General features: G+C 56.9%; 17 protein-coding genes. 6 read left to right on the forward strand and 11 right to left on the reverse strand.

All coding sequences use genetic code 11. The features are described 5' to 3' along the window. Positions 1-15: 15 nt before the first annotated feature. The 6 genes from BMZ63_RS02145 to kdpF form a co-directional block, all read right to left on the reverse strand. Positions 16-753: a response regulator gene (locus BMZ63_RS02145; RefSeq protein ID WP_091701057.1), complete on the reverse strand. Its 738-nt coding sequence runs from the start codon at positions 751-753 to the stop codon at positions 16-18. Next, on the reverse strand, positions 750-3,428 hold the full coding sequence (locus tag BMZ63_RS02150) for a sensor histidine kinase (protein WP_091701060.1): 2,679 nt from the start codon (positions 3,426-3,428) through the stop codon (positions 750-752). The genes BMZ63_RS02145 and BMZ63_RS02150 overlap by 4 nt, the downstream gene beginning before the upstream one ends. Beyond that, positions 3,425-4,027, reverse strand: a complete 603-nt coding sequence (gene kdpC / locus BMZ63_RS02155) for a potassium-transporting ATPase subunit KdpC (protein ID WP_091701063.1) — start codon at positions 4,025-4,027, stop codon at positions 3,425-3,427. The genes BMZ63_RS02150 and kdpC overlap by 4 nt, the downstream gene beginning before the upstream one ends. Before the next feature lie 13 nt (positions 4,028-4,040). Continuing rightward, on the reverse strand, positions 4,041-6,059 hold the full coding sequence (gene kdpB / locus BMZ63_RS02160; protein ID WP_373296664.1) for a potassium-transporting ATPase subunit KdpB: 2,019 nt from the start codon (positions 6,057-6,059) through the stop codon (positions 4,041-4,043). A 13-nt stretch (positions 6,060-6,072) separates the two neighbouring features. Beyond that, complete coding sequence (gene kdpA / locus BMZ63_RS02165; RefSeq protein ID WP_091701068.1) at positions 6,073-7,785, reverse strand: potassium-transporting ATPase subunit KdpA; 1,713 nt, start codon at positions 7,783-7,785, stop codon at positions 6,073-6,075. Between the two features lie 79 nt (positions 7,786-7,864). Then, positions 7,865-7,978, reverse strand: a complete 114-nt coding sequence (kdpF, locus tag BMZ63_RS15285) for a K(+)-transporting ATPase subunit F (protein WP_081698952.1) — start codon at positions 7,976-7,978, stop codon at positions 7,865-7,867. Positions 7,979-8,123: 145 nt separating this feature from the next. Between kdpF and BMZ63_RS02175 the strand changes: the two genes are divergently transcribed. After that, a complete protein-coding gene (locus BMZ63_RS02175) occupies positions 8,124-9,188 on the forward strand; it encodes an FAD:protein FMN transferase (protein WP_091701071.1) in 1,065 nt (354 codons plus the stop codon). A gap of 23 nt (positions 9,189-9,211) precedes the next feature. On the opposite strand, the gene BMZ63_RS02180 is transcribed toward BMZ63_RS02175, so the two are convergent. Both BMZ63_RS02180 and BMZ63_RS02185 read right to left on the reverse strand, forming a co-directional pair. Continuing rightward, positions 9,212-10,579 carry a TrkH family potassium uptake protein gene (locus tag BMZ63_RS02180; protein WP_091701075.1) on the reverse strand — a complete coding sequence of 456 codons (1,368 nt, stop codon included), beginning with the start codon at positions 10,577-10,579 and terminating at the stop codon, positions 9,212-9,214. Then, positions 10,576-11,229 carry a potassium channel family protein gene (locus BMZ63_RS02185; RefSeq protein ID WP_091701078.1) on the reverse strand — a complete coding sequence of 218 codons (654 nt, stop codon included), beginning with the start codon at positions 11,227-11,229 and terminating at the stop codon, positions 10,576-10,578. The genes BMZ63_RS02180 and BMZ63_RS02185 overlap by 4 nt, the downstream gene beginning before the upstream one ends. 195 nt (positions 11,230-11,424) lie before the next feature. On the opposite strand from BMZ63_RS02185, the gene BMZ63_RS02190 reads away from it, so the two are divergent. Together BMZ63_RS02190 and BMZ63_RS02195 are read left to right on the forward strand one after the other, a co-directional pair. Then, entirely contained in the window at positions 11,425-11,766 is a 342-nt protein-coding gene (locus tag BMZ63_RS02190; RefSeq protein ID WP_091701080.1) for a hypothetical protein, read from the forward strand. A 3-nt stretch (positions 11,767-11,769) separates the two neighbouring features. Further along, positions 11,770-13,224, forward strand: a complete 1,455-nt coding sequence (locus BMZ63_RS02195; RefSeq protein ID WP_227663480.1) for a TrkH family potassium uptake protein — start codon at positions 11,770-11,772, stop codon at positions 13,222-13,224. Between the two features lie 19 nt (positions 13,225-13,243). Here BMZ63_RS02195 and arsB read toward each other — a convergent pair whose 3' ends face one another. Next, positions 13,244-14,266: an ACR3 family arsenite efflux transporter gene (gene arsB / locus BMZ63_RS02200; RefSeq protein WP_091701083.1), complete on the reverse strand. Its 1,023-nt coding sequence runs from the start codon at positions 14,264-14,266 to the stop codon at positions 13,244-13,246. 86 nt (positions 14,267-14,352) lie between these two features. On the opposite strand from arsB, the gene BMZ63_RS02205 reads away from it, so the two are divergent. Genes BMZ63_RS02205 through arsJ form a run of 3 tightly spaced genes read left to right on the forward strand, consistent with a single transcriptional unit; the run spans position 14,353 to position 17,351 of the window. Beyond that, positions 14,353-15,114, forward strand: coding sequence for a metalloregulator ArsR/SmtB family transcription factor (locus BMZ63_RS02205; protein ID WP_091701086.1), 762 nt, complete (start codon positions 14,353-14,355; stop codon positions 15,112-15,114). A gap of 37 nt (positions 15,115-15,151) precedes the next feature. Next, positions 15,152-16,156, forward strand: coding sequence for an ArsJ-associated glyceraldehyde-3-phosphate dehydrogenase (locus tag BMZ63_RS02210; RefSeq protein WP_091701088.1), 1,005 nt, complete (start codon positions 15,152-15,154; stop codon positions 16,154-16,156). A 1-nt stretch (position 16,157) separates the two neighbouring features. Next, complete coding sequence (arsJ, locus tag BMZ63_RS02215) at positions 16,158-17,351, forward strand: organoarsenical effux MFS transporter ArsJ (protein WP_091701091.1); 1,194 nt, start codon at positions 16,158-16,160, stop codon at positions 17,349-17,351. 51 nt (positions 17,352-17,402) lie between these two features. Here arsJ and BMZ63_RS02220 read toward each other — a convergent pair whose 3' ends face one another. Both BMZ63_RS02220 and BMZ63_RS02225 read right to left on the reverse strand, forming a co-directional pair. Then, positions 17,403-17,639, reverse strand: coding sequence for a thioredoxin family protein (locus BMZ63_RS02220; RefSeq protein ID WP_091701093.1), 237 nt, complete (start codon positions 17,637-17,639; stop codon positions 17,403-17,405). Between the two features lie 46 nt (positions 17,640-17,685). Continuing rightward, positions 17,686-18,750 (reverse strand): permease, encoded by a 1,065-nt coding sequence (locus BMZ63_RS02225; RefSeq protein ID WP_227663481.1) that lies wholly within the window; start codon positions 18,748-18,750, stop codon positions 17,686-17,688. Positions 18,751-18,875: the final 125 nt, after the last annotated feature.

Raw genomic sequence — 18,875 nt, forward strand, 5'->3', positions numbered from 1 at the left:
ATGATACTGAATGCGTCAGTTGCCCGCTTTGTCATCGTTTCCTGTAAACCGGTAGCCGACGCTGGGCTCCGTCTGAATGTAATGTTGCTCGGTTGGGTCGTCGCCCAGCTTTTGTCTCAATCTTCCAATAAGAATGCGCAGGTAGTGTGTGTCTTTGGTGTGCGTCGGACCCCAGATATCTTTTAATAGCTGCGATTGGGTCACGATTTTCCCGTCTGCCAGCATTATAGCTTTTAAAACGGCAAATTCTTTTGGGGTGAGTTTGATGGGGGTGTCGTTTACCACGATTTTTCGAAGGGAAAGATCGATGTACAAGGTGCCGTCGTCAAACACGACCGGGGCTTCCGGAGTGGACGCATTTTGTTGCTGCTGGCTGCGCAGCTGGGTTCGAACCCGGGCCAGCAACTCATCGACGCCAAAGGGCTTGGTGACGTAATCATTGGCACCCAGGTCCAGAGCCTTCACTTTTTCCAGTTCCCTGTCGCGGACCGACAGAATGATGACCGGCGCGGACGACCATTCTCTCAGACCAGCCAATACTTCCGAACCGTCCATGTCCGGCAGCCCCAGATCCAGAATCACAAGCTCCGGTGAATGTCGTGCACATAGCCCCAATCCGGTTTCACCATTCTCCGCTTCGAGTAGCTCGTAGCCTTCGGTTTTCAGGCTGATGCGCAGAAAATGCCGAATTTGCGGTTCGTCGTCGATAATCAGAACGCAGGGTTTTTCCCGGTTTTGTGCTGGCACTGTCATTCACTGGCTTCCTGATGGGTCTCTTGTCCAGGGGATTCTAGCAGGGGTAATGCCATCTCGATGGTGGCGCCCCGACCATTCGGGCCGGCCAAAGCCTGAATGCGACCGCCATGGGCAGCGACCATGCCATGGCAAATGGCCAGACCAAGTCCACTTCCGTGAGGGCCCCGGTCGCCCTCCCCTCCTGTGAAGAACATATCGAATACCTGATCGCGTTGATCCTCCGGAATGCCCGGTCCTTCGTCCGAAATGGCGATGATCAATTCATCATTCTCCCGGCGGGCCCGGATGTTCAGAGTTGAACCATCCGGTGCGAACTTGGCGGCGTTTTCCAGAACATTGACCAGCGCCTGCTCAATAAGAGCCGGGTGCACAAAAAGCAACGGCAGATCCTCTTCTACCTCTCGCTCAACACGGACTTTCGACATCAGGTTCCGGGTCCGCCTCAGCGCTGAGGAAAGAATGTCGGTCAGGGCGATCCAGTCCCGTTCAATCTTCAGCGTACCGTGGCCCAGTTTGGTCATATCCAGCAGGTTCCGGATGTAGCGGTCCAGACGTTCGCCTTCGCCGAGTACAGTATCCAGAAGGCTTTCGCGATCCTCATCCGACAGTCTGTGGAACATGGATTTCAGGGTGCTGGCGGAACCAATCATGGATGAGAGCGGTGTGCGCAGGTCATGGGAGATGGAAGAAAGCAGGGCAGAGCGTAGCCGCTCGGTTTCTTCGGCTACCCTTGATTCGGACAGGTTCGCGGCCAGGCGGGTACGAAACCACGCCAGGCCTAGCTGATGCACGTAAACGCTGATGGCCAGGCCGCGATAATACTCCGGGCTCATGTCGTCTACCCGCAGACCGAGCACGCCATATACGTCGCCGTCGGCTTCGATGGGTTCAAAGCGCCATGGAAGGCTGTTCAACGTGTCAGAAAAAGCCCCACTGGGTTTGGCGTTTTTGATGGCCCAGTCAATGGCGGATCGATCTGAATCGTTTAACGGATGAGAGGGTCCGCCCAGGGTCACGACTTCAATCGCCTCGTTCTCTGGGCTCCGCTGCGCGATCACCAATGGTCGTTTCAATTGCCCATATAGAGCCTCGACAGCTTCTGTCTGAACCGATGTAATATCAGGTGCGGATGCGAGGCGACGGGTAAACTCCAGTTGGTCGTCGGTGAGGTCGTTTGAGGCACGCAACATTTGAACCTGGTCTCGCAATCGGCCGGCAAGGTTTCCACCGGTGACAGCAATAACCAGGAAGAACACGACAGTCAGAAGTTCATCAGTATCGGTCATCTGGAAGGTCAGCCGGGGATCTGTAAAGAAGAAGTTGTAGGTCAGAAAACTCAATATCGCCGTGAACAGTGCGGGCCGGATACCGGTGCGAGCCGCCACCCAGAGTACAGAGGTCAGAAAGATGAGTGAAAGGTTGCCCAGTGGCAGTATGTTTTCAAGTCCCATGGATATCACTGTGGCAAAGCCAACACTGGCCACGGCCCACGCATAGTCTTTCCATTGGAATGGCTGGCCGGACAATGCAATCAACCGACGGCGCTGCTTTCTGGGTACTGGAATAAAGGTGACTTCAAAGGCTTCCGCCTGTTGCAGAAGTGCGCGGCTGGTGGACTTTTTAAAGTGCCACCAGCGATTGTGGGAGCGCCCGAGAATCAGCGTGGTAACGTTCTGGTCCCGGGCAAACGCCAGGATCTCTTCGGCCACGTTGTGCCCTCGAAGGGTTTTGACCTCAGCACCCAATCGGGAAGCAAGATCAAACGTTTTTTCCAGTCGTTGCCGCTCGTCCGAGCCCGCCCGGCCATTGTCCACGGTGACCACCGTCCAGGGCGCCTTACGTCGTTCGGCGAGCCGCCGAGCTGCGCGCACCAGGGCTTCACCCTGACCCGATCCGTCCACCGCAACCAGCATCCTGGCTCGAATGTGCCAGGGGCCTTCGATCCCTCGGGAGTGCATTGTATCCCGCACATCGGAATCCAATCGCTCGGCAATGGCCTGAACCGCGAGCTCTCGCAGGGCCGCCAGGTTGGATGGCGAGAAATATCCATCCATCGCGGCCCGGGCCTGCTCGGGGACATAGACCTTCCCTTGTTTTAAGCGCTCCAGGAGTTCCGAGGGAGCGAGATCCACCAATACAATGTCCCGGGCGCGCTCCAAGAGGGAGTCAGGAACGGTTTCTCGCATCCGCACCCCCGTGATACTGGCAACCACATCCGATAGACTTTCCAGGTGTTGGATGTTTATCGCCGTCCAGACGGTAATGCCCTGATCCAGCAGTTCTTCTATGTCCTGGTAACGTCTCGGGTGACGGGTTCCCGGGATATTCCGATGAGCCAGTTCATCCAGCAGCAGCACGTCTGGTTGTCGTGCCAGGGCGGCATCGAGATCGAATTCCCGAAACCGATTGCCAGCGTATTCGATCTCTTTTGACGGAATCTGCTCAAGTCCTTCGCACAGGGCCAGAGTGTCGGCCCTCCCATGGGTTTCGGCTATACCGACTACAACATCGACACCTTGCCGCTTCAGCTCATGGGCGGCCTGAAGCATCTGATAGGTTTTGCCGACACCGGGGGCGGCTCCCAGAAAGACTTTTAGCCCCCCGGCCGATTCACGCTCCTGAGTCTTCAGGAGCGCGTCGGGGTTGGGGCGATGATAGTCGCCGTTATTCAATCAAAAGACTCCTTTCCATCCAGTGCCAGGTTAATCCTTAGAACATTGACTCGACGCTGGCCGAAAATACCCAGTGTGGGACCTTCAGTGTATCTTGCAATCAGCTCGTTTACCCGGGAAACGGGAATGTCCCGGGCTTTTGCGACACGCTCAGCCTGCACAATGGCTGATTCCGGTGAGATGTGAGGATCTATGCCTGAACCTGAGGCTGCGAGCAAATCTACAGGAATTGAGTCAGGGGCAACACCTTCCCTTTGCGCAATGCTGTCAGAATCCTCGGCGATGCGGCTCCGCAAGTCGGGATTGCTGGCTGCGTAGTTCGAGCCCCCGACGGAAAATGGATCGTAGTTTGCTGCGGAGGGCCGACCGTGAAAGTATTCCGGGGCTGTGAATGGTTGTCCAACCAATTCGGATCCTACTGCGATATCGTCAACAATAATCATGCTGCCAAAGGCTTGATGCGGAAACATCACCTTGCCAGCAGTCGTGACCAGAAGGGGGTATAACCCTCCACATAGCAAGACGAAGACAATGGCCGCTCTGACAGCAGTAAGCCAGGAAGCAGAGCGGTTAGCGGCTACAGAATTTGATTCAGTCATGATGTTGGTCTCCTCAAACGACCACGGTAAGCATCAGGTCCAGCGCCTTGATGGCCGCGAACGGCAACAACAGCCCACCCAACCCGAAAATCAGAAGGTTACGACGCAGCAGCTGCGTTGCGCTGGCCGGCTTGAACTGGACACCTTTCAACGCGAACGGAATCAGAACCGGTATGATCAAGGCGTTGAAAATGGTTGCCGCCAGCACCGCGCTCATCGGATTCGAGAGGTTCAGTATGTTGAGCGCGTCCAGTGCCGGCAGGCTCGTTACGAACAGTGCAGGCAGGATGGCGAAGTACTTGGCTACGTCATTGGCCAGGGAGAAGGTAGTCAGTGAGCCTCGGGTGATCAGAAGCTGTTTGCCAATTTCCACCACCTGCAGCAGTTTGCCGGGATCGGAATCCAGATCGACCATATTGCCCGCCTCCCGTGCTGCCTGAGTGCCAGAATTCATGGCGAGCCCCAGGTCGGCCTGGGCCAGGGCCGGGGCATCGTTGGTGCCGTCACCCATCATCGCCACCATGCGGCCCTCAGCCTGCTCTTTGCGGATAATATCCAGTTTCTGCTCCGGGGTGGCCTCGGCGACGAAGTCGTCAACGCCGGCCTCGGCAGCAATAGCGGCGGCAGTCACCGGGTTGTCACCGGTAATCATCACCGTTTTAACGCCCATTTCCCGTAGTTTGGCGAACCGTTCCTTGATCCCGGACTTGATCACATCAGACAAGGCGATAACGCCGAGTACGCGATTGTCTTCAGACACCACCAGCGGGGTTGCACCGTTCTTGGCGACCCGGTCTACCAGGCGGTCGGTTTCCTGCGGATAGTGTCCGCCATTCTCGGTGATGAATTTGCGAATCGCATCCGTGGCGCCTTTGCGAAGAATCCGACCGTCGGGCAGATCCACACCGGACATGCGGGTGTTGGCGGAGAACTCGATGAACTCTGTACCCTCTGAAGCTTCAGCGTCTGAGCCTTTGTCTCGCGCCAGGGCGACTACCGATTTGCCCTCAGGGGTCGGGTCGGCCAGGGAAGTCAGCAGTGCCGCATCCCTCAAGGTGCCAGGCGCTACGCCCTGAACGGCTTCAAAGGCGGTGGCTTTGCGGTCGCCCAGCGTGATGGTGCCGGTCTTATCGAGCAGAAGGGTATCGATGGAACCGGCTACCTCAACCGCCTTACCGGATTTAGCGATCACGTTCGCGCGCATGGCACGGTCCATCCCCGCGATACCGATGGCCGGAAGCAAACCACCAATGGTGGTTGGAATCAGGCACACCAGCAGTGCGACCAGAACCGAAAATGAGGGAGTGGCCCCCACAAATCCGCCGAAGGGCACCAGAGTCACCACCACAATCAGGAACACCAGAGTCATGGCGGCAAGCAGAACCGACAGTGCCAGCTCGCTTGGGGTTTTCTGACGTTTTGCGCCTTCAACCAGGGCGATCATGCGATCCAGCAGCGAGTTACCGGGGTCTACCGTTACCTCAACCACAATCTCGTCGGAAAGCACTTTGGTTCCGGCACTCACGCCGCTGTTGTCCGTGCGAGCCTCCCGCAGTACAGGCGCGGATTCGCCGGTTACCGCTGATTCGTTGATGGTCGCAGCGCCGGTGACAATTTCACCGTCGGCGGGGATCAGCTCGTTGGGTTTCACCAACACGCGGTCGCCCCGTCGAAGGTCTGTCGCTGCGACTTCCTTATGCTGGTCACCGTCCAGCTTGCGGGCTTTCAGATCTTTCCTTGTCGCCCTGAGTGCGCCTGCCTGGGCTTTCCCGCGAGCCTCGGCCACGGATTCAGCGCCATTGGCAAACAGCACGGTAAACAACAGAATGGCGCAGATGGCGAAATCAAGCCCGGCGGGTTCACCCTGGGCCAGGTGGGTAAGGCCCAGAAGGAAGGTAACCAGGGTGCCGACACCGACAACCATCATGACCGGATTTCGGGCCAGATCCTTCGGCGAAAGACGCTTAATTGACTGGCCAACAACGCTGCCCAGATCAAGCGAGTCAGTCATTTTAGGGGTTTTCTTGGACATCATCGTTCTCCACTCAGGACATCAGAGCCAGGGCTTCAGCGATCGGGCCTAGAATCAGCACCGGCATAAAGCTCAGCAGGGTAAACATCACAATCACCGCCAGAGTCATCAGCCCGAAGGTGGGCGTATCTATGCTCAGGCTACCGCGACCTTCAGGAGCGGAACGCTTGGCCGCGAGAGAGGCTGCAACCGCCAGTGGTGCCAGGATGGGGATGAAACGACCGAGAGCGAGATTGACCGCGCAGGTCACGTTCCACCAGACGCTGTCATCGCCAAGACCCTCAAAACCGGAGCCGTTATTTGCAAACGCTGAGGTGTACTCGTAAATAACCTGACTGATGCCATGGAAGCCCGGGTTGGAGTTACCGGTCAGTGCCGGGAAGGCCACCGTGATGGCGCTGAAACCCAGGATCAGCAGGGGCTGGATTAACAAAGCGATACATACCAACTTCATTTCCCTGGTCTCCAGGGCCTTACCGGCAATTTCCGGTGCCCGCCCGATCATCAGAGAGCCAAGAAAGGCGGCCAGTAACAGGAATAGAAGGAAGCCAATAAGCCCGACGCCAATACCACCAAAGGTGACGTTGATGAACATGTCTATCATCGGAATCATGCCGCCAATGGGATTGAAGCTGTCATGCATGCCGTTGACGGAGCCATTGGAGGTCTGCGTGGTCCAGCTGCCCCAGAGCGCAGTAGCAGAGGCACCGAAACGCACTTCTTTACCCTCCAGGTTCGGACCCTCCGCAGCCAGACCAGAAAACGCAGCGTTTGGCTGGTTTTCCGACCAGATGGCAACGGAAGTGAGCGAGACAGACATCACCACCATTACACCCATCACCACCATGGCCAGTCGGCGACGGCCGGTCATAAAGCCAAGGGCAAAGACCAGAGCTGCGGGAATCAGGACGAGGGAAACCGTCTGTACAAAGTTGCTGACAGGGGTGGGGTTTTCCAGTGGCACGCTGGAGTTGGGGCCATACCAGCCACCGCCATTGGTGCCCACTTGTTTGATAGCGACCATGGGAGCTACCGGGCCGATCGGAATATTCTGTTCCGTCATGCCAGCGGTCTGGTCCAGCGGGATCGCGGTACGGGCACCTTCATAACTGTTGGGAACACCCTGCGAGGCGATAATGAGGGCCACAACCGCTGCTACAGGCAACATTACACGGACAACGGCGCGGGTGATGTCCTCGTAGAAATTACCGACAGACACGGTGCCATCGGAAGAGGGCTGACTTTTCTTGTCAGAGCGCCCCAGCAAGGTGCGGACAATCGCAACCAGCGCCGCCATGCCTGCTGCCGGCGTTACCACCTGGAGCGTAACAATGCCGAAGGTATGTGCCAGATAGCTCAGTTGCGCCTGGCCGGAATAATGTTGCTGGTTGGTGTTGGTCAGAAACGAGACCGCCGTGTGCAGCGCCAGGTCCCAGCTCATGCCGCCAATACCGTCAGGGTTAAGGAAGAGCAGCCCCTGAGCCATCAACAGCCCGAATATGATCAGCACCAGTACCAGATGCAGTTTAAGCAGGGCCTTGCCGTAACCCTGCCAGCTCATGGGCTGCGAGGGATCTACCCCGAACAGCCGATACAGGCCACTTTCAACCGGCAGAAAAACAGCCCCGGCTGTTCCTTTTCCGCCGTTGAAAACGCCCGCAATGTACTTGCCCAATGGCCATGCCAGTAACAGCGTGACCGCATAGATAATGATGACCTCGTTCACAGCCGTTCCTCCAGATCAATGAACAGGAAACACAGGCCAAACAGCCCCAGAATGATGCCGATACCGATAAGTGCCATGATCAGAACCTCTCGGGCCAGAGCAGGGCGGCGACTAGGTAGCCGCCGACTGCAACAGAAACAATTAACAGGAAAATAGACACGCTCAATCTCCTTCTGTGAGTTCGCCTTTCCATGGTGCTGGGGCCGGGCGTAAAAATTCGATGACCAAATCAGGGGCTGGGCGTAAAAAAGGCGTTAAAAATTCGACACAACGCCCCACCTTTCTATTGCGGCAGGGTAGACTTCTCGACGTTTTGCGTTGCCCTTCAGAGGTGTGGAATGTTCGCGTTGTTACGAAATCTGTTCAGTTTCTTTTGGCGTTGGCGCTTTTGGAAAACATTATTGGCCAGCGTTCTGACTTTGGCGTTGGCAGGGTGTAACCAGCCGCCCGGTCTGACCAAACTCAGTGGTCCCGCCCAAGGGACGACCTGGCACGTTAGCTTCTGGCAGCCGGATGGCGCAGACAGCGAAACCATTCAATCAGAGATTGTCTCGGAGCTGGAGCGACTTGATGCATTGATGTCTAACTACCGCTCGGACAGTGTTATTGAACGGTTTAACCACTCCGAAGCATCTGAGCCGGTGGAGGTAGGCCCCGAAATTGTCAGCCTGATCAATCGCGCGCGGGAGGTGAGCTTGGCCAGCCAAGGGTGCTATGACCTCACAGTCAAGCCCATTTTCGATCTTTGGGGGTTTAGTGGCCAGCAGGTTTCTGTTCCAGAAGAGGCTGAGCTCCACAACCGGCTGAAAGACATCGGGATGGATCGTTTGGCCACGAGATCCACCACAGAACTCATTAAGTCCGCGCCAGGGCTTCAGGTCGATCTTTCTTCAATCGCTCAAGGGTACACCGTGGATAAAATGGCTGAAGTACTCGAATCCGCTGGCATCGAACATTATCTTGTAGAGCTGGGTGGAGAGTTGAAGACTCGGGGTCACAAGCCGGGCGGGGAGCCCTGGAGGGTTGCCATTGAAAGGCCGGCACCAAGCGAACGATCGGTTCACAAGGTGGTCACTATCCATCGTGATACGCCCTTATCTGTGATGACATCGGGGACCTACCGTCATTACTTTGATGATCGGGGCCAACGCTACAGCCATGTGCTGGATGCCCGGACCGGCTGGCCCGTGGATCACTCCACAGTGTCGGTAACGGTCATTGATGGAGATCCCACCTGGGCAGATGCGTGGTCCACAGCTTTGCTATGCCTGGGAACCGAGGAAGGTTCCGCTGTGGCCGACCGGAACGACATTGCGGCACTGTTTATTGAGCAGCAAAGTGGTCAACTCCATGAAACTACCACCGAGGCTTGGAACGCCCTCAAGAGTGTCGAGGTGGACTGAGCCTCTGTCAGTTTTGCGGTGGTTTAACCTACCGGGAACTCAGTTTTCGCATAGCGCACACGGGATTTCCTGCGCACTGTCAGGGTATAACCCAAAGTAAGTGGGCCGAGACGGCCGATCAACATGATTGCCATGATGATCAATTGGCCTGCCGTGCCCAGTTCGCTGGTTGTGCCTCGGGAAAGGCCAACGGTACCGAACGCGGAAACCACCTCGAAGGCGATATCCAGAAACTCATCTTCAACCAGAATGCTCAGTGACAGAACACCCAAAAACACGACTGCCATCCCAATGGTTGCCGTGGCGAGAGCCTTAAGCACTGTTTCGCTGCTGAGGGAGCGCTTGAAAAAACTCACATTCAGGTTACCCCGCAAAAACGAACGGGTTGCGGCGAGCATAATGACAAACGTGGAAATTTTGATGCCGCTGGCTGTAGAGTTCGGCGCACCCCCTACGAACATCAGGAGCAGCATCAGTACGCTGGTGCCGGCCGTTAACGCGCCAATATCGAGAGTGTTGAAGCCCGCTGTGCGTGGCGTCACGCCCTGAAACCAGGCGGCCAGGAGCTTGTCCCAGAAACTATCCAGCGCACCAAGAGTAGCGGGGTTGCCAAATTCAAGTAGCAGAATGGTGCCGGTGGCAAACAGGTTCAGCAGCAAGGTGGCCAACAGAATGACTTTGACGTAAACCGACAGTCGCGACCAGCAGCGCTTGTCGAAGAGCTCCATGACGACGATATAGCCCAGGCCGCCAGTGATAAATAGAGCCGTCACTGACAGACTGATGCCAGGATGTTCAACGTAGGCAGAAAGGCTATCTGGTGACAGAGCAAAACCGGCATTGTTAAATGCTGAGATTGTGTAGAACAAGGCCTGGTAAAGACCCTCGGTCCATCCCAGTTCCGGGACGAAAAACAGGCCGAGCAACACAATACCGATGGCTTCGGCTGTCACTGCAAACAGCGCAATGGAGCCGCCTGCACGTCTGGCCGTTTGGAGGGAAATTTCGTTGAACGCTTCCTGTGCGACCAGTTGGTGTTCCAGACGCAGCTTGAAACCCAGAGCGAGGGCGGTGAGCACGGCGAATGTCATTAATCCCAGCCCGCCAAGCTGTATCAGCGCCAGTATCACCAACTGCCCAAACAAGGTGTATTGACTGCCGGTATCCACAACCACGAGGCCAGTGACGGTAACTGCAGAGGTGGCGGTAAAGGCCGCTTCCATCCAGGTGACCGGCTCAACGGCGGCGAACGGTAGCTTCAGGAGGCAAGCGCCCAGCCCGATCAGAACCAGAAAAGCCTCTAGCAACAGCCGAGGAGGATTTATGCCTTTAGCGTTTGGTGTTGTCCCGGGAGTTTGGTGATAAACCAAATCCAGAAAGTGTATCTTCATAGGTGGTTGACCAAATCTCTCAGGTCATCCAGCTTTCCACCCAGCACAATTCGGTCGCCATTCCGGATTTTCCAGGTGTGATCCGGGTGGGGGTGTGCTTCCGCCATCCGCTTTACAACAAGTGCCTCGACAGGCTCGCCATTGATCACCTCGCCGATTGTTTTGTCAACAAGATCCTCGGTGGTGTGAAAATCAACAATGAAATAGTCATCATCAAGCCCGAGATAGTTGTGAACCATCGGGTAATTCAATTCCTGGGAAATCCGTACACCCATCTCAAACTCTGGGGCAATAATTCGCGTTGCGCCAAGCCGCTCCAGGATTCGGTGGTGTTGGTTGGTGAGCGCTTTTGCCCAGACTTTTTTGACGCCGAGCTCCCGGAGTTGAAGCGTGGCGAGCATAGTGGCTTCTACGTTTCTGCCAATGGCTACAACGGCGGCATCGTAACTGCCTGCGTTCAATTCGATCAGCGAATTTTCATCGGCAACATCGGCAATAACGGCATGGGTAATGTCTTCTGCCAATCGGTCGACGCAATGTTCGTCTGAGTCGATACCCAGTACTTCATGTCCCAGCCGAGTCAGTTCCCGGGCGATTGTAGCGCCGAAGACGCCAAGACCGATGACAATAAATTGCTGTTTTTTGATCATTAAGGTGATCCAGATCCCGTCGCTTTTCTCAGTAAAAGAGTGTAGCTCTAAACGTTCGGGGCCTGGTATTCAGTCGGCACGAGAGGCCGTAAAAATGCCGTAAAAATTGCAGTTATGTAGTCCTAAATTCTGTGGGATTATGGTTTCCTTACGACCTTTCACCCGGGGCTGCCTAACCGCAGGGGGGGGGCAAAAATGGGGTTGTCTGGTTTCAAGCAGGGTATGCTGAGCCACTTGGTTCTCGCTCTTGCGTGGCTTGGTTTCTTGGCGATTGCTAATAGACAGGCTGCGCAGCCGGTGCTGTCTATTTTCCCTTATATGGCACCTGTCGTATTTTTTGCCTGGGTACACAGTGCGAAATGGGGATTCCTATTGGCTGGGCTGGCAACCCTTGCCGCGTTACCGGGAGATTACATGGTCACTCATTCAACGAAAGATCTGCTTTACGCCGGTTTTTCTACCTACGTGCAGTTGAGCGGTGTCGTCATAGGCTGTGCGGTGGCGAAAATGATCCGAGAAAAATCAGGAAGATCCTAAACTATGGCACTGTTTAACTTGCGGCCTGTAATACAGATTCTGGGTTTTTTGCTGATTCTGCTCAGCTTTCTGATGACGTTGCCCGTGAACCTCTTGATGCTCGGTGAAACGCCTGACTGGCTGGCCTTTGTCAAATCGGCATCGATCTGCTTTGTTGTGGGTCTGACGCTTTTTTTGAGTGTTGGCCGAAAGCGTCATCCGCTCAAACAGCGGGAAATGTTCATTCTGACGGTGTCTTCCTGGGTTGTGCTTCCGCTGTTTTCCAGTTTGCCGCTGTTGCTAAGCGACCTGAATCTGAGCATTACGGACGCTTTTTTTGAGAGTATCTCCGGGGTCACAACCACCGGCTCCACGGTGATGAGTGGTCTTGATCACCTGCCCGGAGACATTCTGCTGTGGCGTTCCATCATGCAATGGATGGGCGGTATAGGCATCATCGGCATGGCGGTGGCGATTCTGCCGTTCCTGCGAATTGGTGGTATGCGGTTGTTCGCGACCGAATCGTCAGAGTGGACAGAGAAAGCAGTTCCCCGGACCAATCGTTTGGCCCGCGGATTGGTCTTCAGCTATTTCACGCTGACGTTCGGCTGCATTCTGACTTACTGGCTTCTGGGTATGGATCTGTTCAAAGCCGTGAACCATGCCTTCACGACGGTGTCGACAGGTGGTTATTCCACTTCCGACAGTTCCATGGGGCAGTTTGAACAGCTTCCCATTCTATTTGCGTCCACCCTCTTCATGATGCTGGGCGGCATTCCGTTTTTTCTTTTTGTCAGGTTGTTGAATGGCCAGACCGGGCCATTATTCAGGGATAAACAGGTCCGGTTCTTCCTGAAATTCCTGGTGATCGTGGCAGCAACGATTGCGGCGTATCGGATCATGAAAGAAGAGGCCCCGGCTGTCGATGCCTTTGTGCATGCCCTCTTTAACGTGACATCCGTGGTCACCACCACCGGCTACGCGTCCCAGGACTATTCGCTATGGGGGCCGTTCGTGGTGGTGTTGTTCTTTTTCCTGACGTTTGTGGGCGGGTGCTCCGGGTCAACCAGCGGAGGCATGAAAATCTTCCGTTTCCAGCTTTCCATGCTGCTGTTGCGGGAACAGGTCATTCGCCTGCTGCATCCCAATGCGGTGATTGCCCGGCATTACAACGGTCGTATCATCAACGATGAGATCGTGGCCTCAAGTGTGGCCTTTTCATTTATTTTTCTCGCCACACTGGCGGTGGTAGCGGCCATTCTGGCGTTTCTTGGGTTGGATCTGGTGACCAGCCTGACCGGTGCCGCCACCGCCCTTGCCAATGTAGGGCCCGGGCTGGGTGACACCATCGGGCCCGCCGGCAACTTTCAGACGCTGCCGGATGCCGCGAAATGGGTGTTGATGGGGGCCATGCTGCTGGGCCGGCTGGAACTGCTCAGCGTGTTTGTCCTGTTCTCTCCGCATTTCTGGCGGGGCTGAGCCGCCAACCAGCCAATTTCTAGGCGGGGAACTTATCCCGGGTTTTGTTGGCGATTTTTACCAGTGCCAGCATCAACGGCACTTCCACCAGCACACCCACCACCGTGGCCAAAGCCGCACCGGACTGCAGGCCGAACAGGGCGATGGCGGCGGCCACGGCCAGTTCGAAGAAGTTGCTGGCGCCAATCATCGCGCCCGGTGCGGCGATGCAGTGGCGCACCTTCCACAGCCTTGCCCAGCCGTAGGCCAGCAGGAAAATGAACACCGTCTGGATGATCAGCGGCACGGCAATCAGGGCGATGTGCAGCGGGTTTTCCAGAATCACTTCGCCCTGGAAGGCAAACAGCAGCACGAGCGTGACAATCAATGCACCCGGGGTGACCGGGCCAATGCGCTTCATGAACACGTTGTCGTACCACGTTTCCCCGTGACGGGCGATCAGCACGCGGCGGGTCAGGTAGCCGGCTGTCAGCGGAATGACAATGTAAAGCACCACCGACAGCAGCACGGTATCCCAGGGCACCTGGATGTCGGAAATGCCCAGCAGGAACACCACAATCGGCGCGAAGGTGAACAGCATGATGATGTCATTGAGGGATACCTGAACCAGGGTATAGGCGGCATCACCTTTGGTCAGGTAGCTCCAGACAAACACCATGGCGGTGCAGGGCGCTGCGCCCAGCAGGATGGCGCCGGCCAGGTATTCACTGGCCAGTTCTGGTGCGATCAATGGCTCGAACACCACCATCAAAAAGAACCAGGCAATGGCAAACATGGTGAAGGGTTTGATCAGCCAGTTCACTATGGTGGTAATGGCGAGGCCTTTGGGTTCTTTTCTCACGCCCACGATGGCGCTGAAATCAATCTGCGCCATCATCGGGAAAATCATGGCCCAGATCAGAATGGCGATGGGGATCGACACCTGTGCGTATTCAAAGCGCGACAGGGTTTCCGGTACTACCGGGGCCAGTTGCCCCAGGGCCACGCCGGCGACAATTGCCAGAGCCACCCAGACCGACAGATAACGCTCGAAAAAGCCCATGCTGTTCTCTTCCTTTACTCATTGGCTGAATGATCCTATTATGCACAAAAACAGATATTCATGAAAACGAATATATGGAAAATCGTATGAAGCGCCGAGTCCTGTTTGTTTGCACTGCCAATAGCGCCCGCTCCCTGATGGCCGAAGCAGTGCTCCGTGATATGGCGGGTGACCAGTTTGAAGTAGCCAGCGCGGGCACTGACCCAGCCAAACCGAATCCGCTGGCCCTGCAGGTGCTGGAAGAAGCCGGTATTGATACCGCCGGCCTGCACAGCAAACAGCTGGCCGATTTGCAGGAGCAGCCCTGGGATTACGTGATCACCCTGTGCGACAAGGCCGCCAGTGAGTGCGGCGTGGTACATGCCGGAGCCCAGCAGATTCACTGGGATTTTCCGGACCCGGCCGCCACCAACCGGCACGCCACCTTCGCGCTCACACTTAAAGAGCTGAAGGAACGTATTGGCCTGTTCACTCTGGTCCACCAGAAGGAAACCGGGCTGAAGCCGGTTGAATTCAATCCGGTATCCGTCTTCAAGGCACTCGGCGATGAATTGCGTTTATCCGCCCTGTTGCTGATCCGCCATCAGGGCCGGTTGTGCGTGTGTGAGCTGACCGAAGCCTTCGAGGTGTCCCAGCCAAAAGTCAGCCGCCACCTGGCCACCTTACGCGACGGGGGTTTGCTGGATACCGAAAGGCATGGCCAATGGGTCTATTATTACCTGAACCCGGCCCTGCCGGAGTGGGTGCGACGGGTGCTGGAAGAAACCGCTATTCACAACGCGGCGCTGATTGATGCGCCTTTGGCAAGGCTGGAAAGCATGGCCGACCGGCCGGTGCGCTGTTCCTGATTACTCGACTGAATGCGAATCTCGCAAGGAGAACACCATGAGCAAGATCAAGGTAGGTATTAACGGTTTTGGCCGCATTGGCCGGCTGGCATTAAGGGCAGCCTGGGGCTGGCCGGAGCTGGAATTTGTGGCGATTAACGATCCGGGGGCGGACGCCGCCAGTCTCGCCCACCTGCTGAATTTCGACAGCATTCACGGCCGGTGGAGCCATGAAGCCAGTGCCGAGGGCGACGACATGGTGATCGACGGCCAGCGCATTCGCGTGACTCAAAACCGGGCCATTGCCGATACCGACTGGTCCGGCTGCGACCTGGTGATCGAAGCCAGTGGCGTGAACCGCAAGGTGGAAGTGCTGCAGGCCTATCTGGACCAGGGCGTGAAGCGCGTGGTGGTGACCGCGCCGGTGAAGGAAGCGGGCGCAAAAAACATCGTGCTGGGTGTCAACGAGGACATCTTCGACCCGGCCAACGACCGCATTGTCACCGCGGCCTCTTGCACCACCAACTGCCTGGCACCGGTGGTGAAGGTGATTCACGAGAAGCTGGGCATCAAGCACGGCTCGCTGACCACCATTCACAGCCTGACCAACACCCAGACCATCATCGATGCGCCCCACAAGGACCCGCGCCGGGCCCGGGCCTGTGGCAGCTCGCTGATTCCCACCAGTACCGGTTCGGCCACGGCCATCATCGAGATCTTCCCGGAACTGAAGGGCCGGTTGGATGGCCACGCGGTTCGGGTGCCGCTGACCAATGCCTCGCTGACCGACTGCGTGTTCGAAGTGGAAAACCCCACGGATGTGGAAACCGTCAATCAGCTGCTGAAGGAGGCGGCCGAGGGCGAACTGAAAGACATCATGGGCTACGAAGAGCGCCCGCTGGTGTCCATCGACTACAAGACCGACCCGCGTTCTTCCATCGTCGATGCCCTGTCCACCCTGGTAGTCAATGGCACCCAGGTGAAAATCTACGCCTGGTACGACAACGAATGGGGCTACGCCAACCGCACCGCCGAGCTGGCGCGCAAGGTAGGGCTGGCCTGATATGAGTGCCGCCATCCGTCAGTACCTGGTGATCACCGGTAATTATTGGGCCTTCACCCTGACGGATGGGGCCCTGCGTATGCTGGTGGTGTTGCATTTCCACCAGCTGGGCTATTCGCCGCTGGAAATCGCCCTGTTGTTCGTTTTCTATGAATTCTTCGGGGTGGTGACCAACCTGGTGGGCGGTTATCTGGGGGCCCGCATGGGCCTGAACCGGACCATGAACATTGGTCTGTTCCTGCAGATTGTCGCCCTGGCCATGTTGGCGGTGCCGGCGGCCATGCTCACCGTGCCCTGGGTGATGGCGGCCCAGGCGTTGTCCGGTATTGCCAAGGATCTGAACAAGATGTCCGCCAAGAGCGGCATCAAGCTGCTGGTGCCGGACACCGAGCAGGGCAAGCTGTACAAGTGGGTGGCCATTCTCACCGGCTCCAAGAATACCCTGAAAGGCGTGGGTTTCTTCCTGGGCGGTGTGCTGCTGATGGCCGCCGGTTTCAAGGGTGCCGTGATTCTGATGGCGGTGGCGCTGGCGGTGGTCTGGCTGGCCAGCCTGTTCCTGCTGGGACAGGACCTGGGCAAGAGCAAGGCCAAGCCGAAGTTTACCGATATCCTGTCCAAGAGCCGGGCCATTAACGTGTTGTCGGCGGCCCGAATGTTCCTGTTCGGCGCCCGGGACGTCTGGTTCGTGGTGGCCCTGCCGGTGTACATGGCCACCGCCTTCGGCTGGGACCACTGGCAGGTGGGTGGCTTCATGGCCAGTTGGATCATCGGCTATGGCTTTATCCAGACCATTGCCCCGCGCATTACCGGACAGACGGACGGCCGCAGTGGTGCGGTGCTATGGGCGGCCGCGCTGGCGTTGATTCCGGCGCTGATTGCCGGTGGTTTGATGGCCGGCTGGCCGGCTCAAGCCATTGTGATCGGCGGCCTGTTGTTGTTTGGCGTACTGTTCGCCATCAACTCCTCACTGCACAGCTACCTGATTGTCAGCTATGCCCGGGGTGATGGCGTATCGCTGGACGTGGGCTTTTACTACATGTCCAACGCCGCCGGCCGCCTGCTGGGCACCATTCTTTCCGGTTGGGTGTACCAGGCGTATGGGCTGGAGGCCTGCCTCTGGATTTCGGCGGGGCTGGTGGCCACTGCGGCGTTGCTGTCATTGATGTTGCCGGAGCGGCGGTTGGTGGAGGCGTGATACTGGCAGGCACCGGCCAGGCGCCGGTGCCTGCTCTTTAGGGCCAAGACTTCAGCCTTTGAGCCATTCGGCGATGGCGTCACTCGTGGGAATCGAGCCACTGTGAACCACCTGCCCATCCAGCGCCACGGCCGGGGTGGACATCACCTGGTACTCCATGATTTTGGCCGGGTCGGTGATTTTTACCACCTCGACATCCTGCCCCAGCTCACTGGCCATTTTTTCGATTTTCTCGGCGGTATTTGTGCACTTCTTGCACCCTGTACCCAATACTTCAAACGTTTTCATCGCGTTCTCCTTTCATCGTTTACCCGGTTGGGTTTGTTGAGGCAGGTCAGCTCCCGGCAAACAGCCAGGGGCCAATAGCATTGATCACCCAGCCGACCACCATGAAGTTGGCCAGCAGGATGGCAAAAATGATTGCCAGCAATCGGAAGGTCATCACCTGTTTGAGCATGATGAACTCCGGGAAGCTGGCGGCCACGGTGCTCATGCAGAAGGCCAGGGTGGTGCCTACCGGCAAGCCCTTGACGATCAGGCTTTCCATGACCGGAATCACCCCGGTGGCGTTGGAGTACAGGGGCAAACCCGCGAACACGGCGGCCGGTACGCTCCACCACTGGCCGGATCCCAGGTTCTCGGCAAACCAGCCGTCCGGCACAAAACCGTGCAGGGCCGCGCCCAGGCCAACGCCGATCAGCACCCATTTCCAGATGCGTCCGACAATTTCTTTCAGTTCGTCTTTGGCGAAATTGTGCCTGTCTTTAAAGGTCAGCTTCGGGGCTTCGGGTACTTCAACGTCGTGCGGTGAATCATGAGCCTGCTCCGCCGCCTTCTGGTAAGCCTTGGCGGCGAAATCCTTCAGCCAGCGTTCGCCCTTGATGGCATCCAGAATCATGCCGCCGATCATGCCCACGGCCATGCCGATGACGATGTAGGCCAAGGTGAATTTCCAGCCCAGCAGGCTCCAGAGCATGATCACCGCCACCTCGTTAATAATGGGCGAGGTGAACAGAAACGCCATGGTGATGCCCAGCGGAATGCCCGCGCTGGTGAAGCCCAGGAACAGGGGAATGCTGGAACAGGAGCAAAAGGGGGTGATGGCGCCGAAGCCGGAGCCGAAAAAGTAGCCTACCGTGCGATTCTTGCGCTGGATGTAGGCGCGCACCCGATCGAGGTTCAGGGAGGCCCGCATCAGGGCGATGACGTAGATCATCACCACCAGCAAAAACAGGATCTTGGTGGTGTCTTCAATGAAGAAATGGATGGAGGTGCCCAGTTTGGTCTCCGGACTCAGCCCCATCAGGGTGTAGGTGAGCCAGTCGGCCAGTTGTGTGAAAATCGCCAGCATAGTCGGGAAGCCCGTTGTCTGATGGATAAAGAATAGAGGGTTATCCATGAAGACGACCGGCCACCCAAAAGGATGCGCCTTTTTTCAAAAAAAATGAAAAACCGGGGTTTGGCGGCAGCCAACACCCGGGCAGGTTACAATGACTGCCAGGTTTCATAATCCATTCACCGGGG

The sequence above is a fragment of the Marinobacter persicus genome (assembly GCF_900114155.1).
Taxonomy (GTDB): domain Bacteria; phylum Pseudomonadota; class Gammaproteobacteria; order Pseudomonadales; family Oleiphilaceae; genus Marinobacter; species Marinobacter persicus.